The sequence below is a fragment of the Bartonella sp. AD24XZML genome, from assembly GCF_042196485.1.
GTDB lineage: Bacteria > Pseudomonadota > Alphaproteobacteria > Rhizobiales > Rhizobiaceae > Bartonella.
Genome location: NZ_JBHIQH010000054.1, coordinates 1 through 3,497, shown reverse-complemented (window position 1 = coordinate 3,497; position 3,497 = coordinate 1). Strand labels below are relative to the sequence as shown.

Sequence of the window (3,497 nt, the reverse complement as noted above, 5' to 3'; positions counted from 1 at the left end):
AAAAGAATACATTCTTATGAAGATATGCGACTCCATAGGAAATATTCCATACCAAGCAATTGAAAAGAAACATATCATAGCCGGCGTTGAACGGCGCAAAGAAACACCAGCAATGGCTAGAAACTTTCTGAAAGCCCTTAATGGGCTTTTTAATTGGGCAATTGATCAAGGTCTTTTGGAAAATAATCCGACTTTAGGGGTCCCCCCTCAAAAACAAAGAGAGATTTCCGTTTGGACAGAAGAAGATGTCGAAAAATATTATCAAAGATGGCATCATGGTACCCATGAACGTATCTGGATTGATGTTCTTTTATATACGGGCTTGCGTCGTGATGATGCTGTACGAATTGCCTGGAAAGATGTCAATGATAATATCATTCACCTCAAAACAGAAAAACGTAAATTTCAAACAGATGTTTTTCTTCCTATTTTACCAGAATTAGCCAAAATGCTTGAAGCAGGTCCCATAGGTGATGAAACATTCATTTGTGGTAAATGCTGGAAAAAAATCCCCCAAAATAGGTTCGGATTTACATTTTATAATGTGTGTACCAAAGCAGGTATCAAAAAATCGGCGCATGGATTGAGAAAATTAGCAGCAAAACGTGGCCGCTAATTCTGGTGTAACAGTATCACAACCCAAAGCAATTTTTGGCTGGACAAATGATGCTATGGCATCTCTTTACACAAAGAGTGCAGACCGTAAAAAACTCGCTCTTGAAACCATAAAAAAGCTTCAAAAAGATGAGGGATAGAGGCAAAAAAACTCAATAGAATCAGGAATAACCTATTCTCTCATATTAGACATAAATATTTTATTTACACATACTTGTGAATGAATCGGCTTTTAAAACTTTGTCTTTTAAAGTTTACGCTTTCTGACTCTGCAATAATTTAGCGTTTTTAAGTTCTATTCCTGAAAAACTATGTAACACCTTCACAAACTATCTATTGATCTAAGGGTATTGCTCAATAATTTTTTCTTCCATTCAAATTAACTTTTTGCTTATCCCACAGAAAAAGCATTACAAATATACCTAATTTCCAGTCATATCTAGAAGAGATTTTAAACTATCGATGCAAATCTTACATAAAATTTTATTCAAATAGTGCAAATCAGCCATTCCCTCTAAGGTACGTCTTTAGACGCACTAAATATCTGAATATTTTTATTTAAAAAATTAAAATCTTTTAAAGAGCTTTCTTATTGAATTGTACTTAATTTAAACTCAATAAAAACTTTCCTTGAATATATATGTCATTCTTACAAATTTATCTCTCATAAACTGTCAGAGTAATAACATTTTCTTTTCGCCAATATGAACGATCTAAATAAAATAAATATCTGGAAAGGTAAAATAATTCAAAAATACACGACCGGAATTTAATATAATTTATCAAACATTTTCAACTAAACATTTCTTATTATTACGAAAACGATTGTTAGAACTTAAAAAAAATATTGCTTTGTAAAAAATTTTTAAACAGGAAAAAAATGATAAATATCATAATTACCTTCCATTTTTTCAGAAAAAACTATCATGTTTAAAAATGAAACTCTTAGATAACACACTCAAAGAATTAACTTATGAAGAATTATTTTAATTGAAACTTAAATAGTTTTACAAAGAACGCTTTAAAATGCGTATTAAAATGATTGACCTTTTACAAGAAATTTGTCAAAAAGTATATCTAGTTTGGAGGGGTGGCCGAGCGGTTTAAGGCACCGGTCTTGAAAACCGGCGTGCAGGAGACTGTACCGTGGGTTCGAATCCCACCCCCTCCGCCACAGCACTTTTATGGTGCTATAACNTCCCACCCCCTCCGCCACAGCACTTTTATGGTGCTATAACTTTTTGATTTTATATGACTTTTTTAAAGGTTCGGGATAAATAAATAAAGGTTCGGGAATAGGATTTTTACACTTTCCTTTACAAAATGCATTCTTTTTGCCAGCTTTCTCTAATAATTTTTTTAATAGTTCTAAATCTTCTTGTGAAATAATGTTTATCAGTCTAGAGAACATACCAACAGCTTCACATCTGAATGTATCAGAAGGCTTTATAGTGAAGCTTTTACGACAAGCATCTGATTCTCTTCTCAAAATTTCTGCTACCTCTTGATCTAAAGCATAGAGTTCAATTACCTTTTCCTCCAGTCCTACAGGAACAGACTTTTTGCCAATTTCTATAGATGATAAAAATGCTACAGATATATCTAATTTTTTAGCCATATCTAAAAGGCGTTCTGAATGATCAATGCGAAGTTTGCGTAAGGTTTTACCAAATGGTGTTGGCATCTAAAAAATCCTATTAAAAAGAAGCTCTCACGTGATTCTAGCAGAAATTCTTAGATTTTGGTTAGCTCCTTTTAAAAATTGACTTCCTACCCTCCTTAATACACAAGGTTGTATGGCATAACAGATAAATCTCTTGACATAGACTTGAAATGTAGTACATTGTAGTACAATTAAGTAGGAGATTTAGTAATGGGAAAAATTCAAGCCCGCATACCTGATGAAGTTCAAGAAATTGCAAGTGCAGTTATTAAGTCTACGGGTTTAACTATATCAGATGCAGTACGCATGTTTATGACCCGCATTGCTAGAGATAGAGCATTACCACTTGATTTATTCCAACCAAATATGGAAACATTACAAGCTATCGAGGATGCCGAAATGGGACGCGTCGAACGTACATCTTTAGACGGCTTAAGGACCATGATACGCGCAGATAGAACCGAAGCGCGTAAATCTGAAAAGCAAACCTAAGCTTGCTATGCGGGAGATTGTCTATACTCGATCGTTTCGGCGTGATCTCAAACGTGAAAGCAAAGGTAAATATGCTAATGTACTAGAGGAGGATTTTCTGCTTGTGGTCAAAGCGTTAGCGGAGAATGAACCGCTAAAGGCGCATTGGAGGGATCATGCACTAACAGGTCAGTGGCGCAATTGTCGTGATTGTCACATAAAGCCGGATTTAGTTTTGATCTATCGAAAGCCAGATGCCAAAACACTAGAGCTTTTACGACTTGGTTCCCATTCTGAACTGCGTTTATAATTAGATCTCCAATGCATAGTAAAAAGAACTTTACGAAATTTTTCTTTTATGACAGTTGTTCAGTTCTTTGAGAACCATTGTTTTAAATGGGCGAAGATATTGTCTATCGCATCCATGAGGCGTGCAAAATCAAGGATAAGCAAAAAAAGAAAAAATGCTATCCACTTCATCAAGCGAGACATCATTTTCACGCTTTGATAGGTGATGATCATTTCTTGAAGCATTTCTTTTTCCGATTCTGTAAGCTCTGTATGTTTTTCAGCTTTTTTTCTTACCATGTTGCCACCCACACAAGCGTTCTCCTTGCTTATTATGTTTTAAGATCTCTCTTGCTAAGCTCGAACTGATGGTGTCGACATCTTGCCGGCTTAAATAAATAGGTAACCAACCAACACAAGAAGAAACATATTTATTTGTCGCGCAACCAGTGAGAGAGAG

The 3,497-nt window shown here is 34.9% G+C and carries 4 protein-coding genes, 1 tRNA gene and 2 pseudogenes; 4 read left to right on the top strand and 3 right to left on the bottom strand.

All coding sequences use genetic code 11. The features are described from left to right. Together ACFIMX_RS05515 and ACFIMX_RS05510 are read left to right on the top strand one after the other, a co-directional pair. Positions 1 to 755, top strand: a pseudogene (locus tag ACFIMX_RS05515) (tyrosine-type recombinase/integrase); the annotation flags it as partial. Between the two features lie 944 nt (positions 756 to 1,699). After that, a tRNA-Ser gene (locus ACFIMX_RS05510) sits at positions 1,700 to 1,789 on the top strand. Positions 1,790 to 1,945: 156 nt separating this feature from the next. Here ACFIMX_RS05510 and ACFIMX_RS05505 read toward each other — a convergent pair. Then, a pseudogene (locus tag ACFIMX_RS05505) lies at positions 1,946 to 2,299 on the bottom strand (helix-turn-helix domain-containing protein); the annotation flags it as partial. 189 nt (positions 2,300 to 2,488) lie between these two features. On the opposite strand from ACFIMX_RS05505, the gene ACFIMX_RS05500 reads away from it, so the two are divergent. Together ACFIMX_RS05500 and ACFIMX_RS05495 are read left to right on the top strand one after the other, a co-directional pair. After that, positions 2,489 to 2,770 (top strand): type II toxin-antitoxin system RelB/DinJ family antitoxin, encoded by a 282-nt coding sequence (locus tag ACFIMX_RS05500; protein ID WP_375627277.1) that lies wholly within the window; start codon positions 2,489 to 2,491, stop codon positions 2,768 to 2,770. Between the two features lie 7 nt (positions 2,771 to 2,777). Then, a complete protein-coding gene (locus tag ACFIMX_RS05495) occupies positions 2,778 to 3,059 on the top strand; it encodes a type II toxin-antitoxin system YafQ family toxin (protein WP_375694156.1) in 282 nt (93 codons plus the stop codon). Between the two features lie 59 nt (positions 3,060 to 3,118). On the opposite strand, the gene ACFIMX_RS05490 is transcribed toward ACFIMX_RS05495, so the two are convergent. Both ACFIMX_RS05490 and ACFIMX_RS05485 read right to left on the bottom strand, forming a co-directional pair. Then, positions 3,119 to 3,337 (bottom strand): hypothetical protein, encoded by a 219-nt coding sequence (locus ACFIMX_RS05490; RefSeq protein WP_375694155.1) that lies wholly within the window; start codon positions 3,335 to 3,337, stop codon positions 3,119 to 3,121. Further along, a partial coding sequence (locus tag ACFIMX_RS05485; RefSeq protein WP_375694154.1) for a hypothetical protein occupies positions 3,318 to 3,497 on the bottom strand: 180 nt, incomplete at its 5' end. The genes ACFIMX_RS05485 and ACFIMX_RS05490, both read right to left, overlap by 20 nt.

Excerpts from the sequence above, each read along its gene's own strand:
- ACFIMX_RS05500 (WP_375627277.1), top strand. The coding sequence starts at position 2,489 with ATGGGAAAAATTCAAGCCCGCATACCTGATGAAGTTCAAGAAATTGCA.
- ACFIMX_RS05495 (WP_375694156.1), top strand. The coding sequence starts at position 2,778 with ATGCGGGAGATTGTCTATACTCGATCGTTTCGGCGTGATCTCAAACGT.
- ACFIMX_RS05490 (WP_375694155.1), bottom strand. The coding sequence starts at position 3,337 with ATGGTAAGAAAAAAAGCTGAAAAACATACAGAGCTTACAGAATCGGAA.